Below are 692 nucleotides of genomic sequence, written 5' to 3' on the forward strand. Positions count from 1 at the left end.
AAATCGGCGTCTGCGTGCTGGAGAAAGGCTCGGAAATCGGGGCGCATATCCTCTCGGGCGCGGTCATGGATCCGCGTGCCCTGAACGAGCTGATTCCGGACTGGAAGGAGCAAGGCGCACCGCTGAACGTGCCCGTGACCGAGGACAAGTTCCTTTTTCTTTCCGAAACGGGGGCTAAATCTGTGCCGAACTGGGCGCTGCCCGACAACTTCAAGAACCACGGCAACTATGTCATCAGCCTCGCGAACGTCACGCGCTGGCTGGGCCAGCAGGCGGAAGCCCTGGGCGTGGAAATCTTTCCCGGCTTTCCGGCCGCCGAAGTGCTCTACAACGACGATGGCTCGGTCAAGGGCGTCGCCACCGGCAACATGGGTGTCGGCAAGGACGGCGAGCCCACCGGGAACTTCCAGCTCGGCATGGAGCTGCACGCGAAGTACACGCTGTTCTGCGAAGGCTGCCGCGGGCACCTGGGCCGTCAACTGAACGAGAAGTTCAAGCTCGGCAAGGATGCGGATCCGCAGGTCTACGGCATCGGCATCAAGGAACTGTGGGAAATCGATCCCTCGAAGCACCAGCCCGGCCTCGTGATCCACACCGCGGGCTGGCCGCTGGAAAGCGACACCTACGGCGGCTCATTCCTGTACCACATCGACCACAACCAGGTGATGGTGGGCTTTGTCGTGGGTCTGGCG

The 692-nt window shown here is 62.4% G+C and carries 1 protein-coding gene; it reads left to right on the forward strand.

Annotated features, from left to right (window positions below):
* Nucleotides 1–692: NAD(P)/FAD-dependent oxidoreductase (locus M3A49_RS42385; RefSeq protein WP_266233992.1), on the forward strand; the 692-nt coding region annotated here is incomplete at both ends.

Origin of the sequence: Paraburkholderia sp. CNPSo 3076 (assembly GCF_026343935.1) — a bacterium.
Classification (GTDB): domain Bacteria; phylum Pseudomonadota; class Gammaproteobacteria; order Burkholderiales; family Burkholderiaceae; genus Paraburkholderia; species Paraburkholderia nodosa.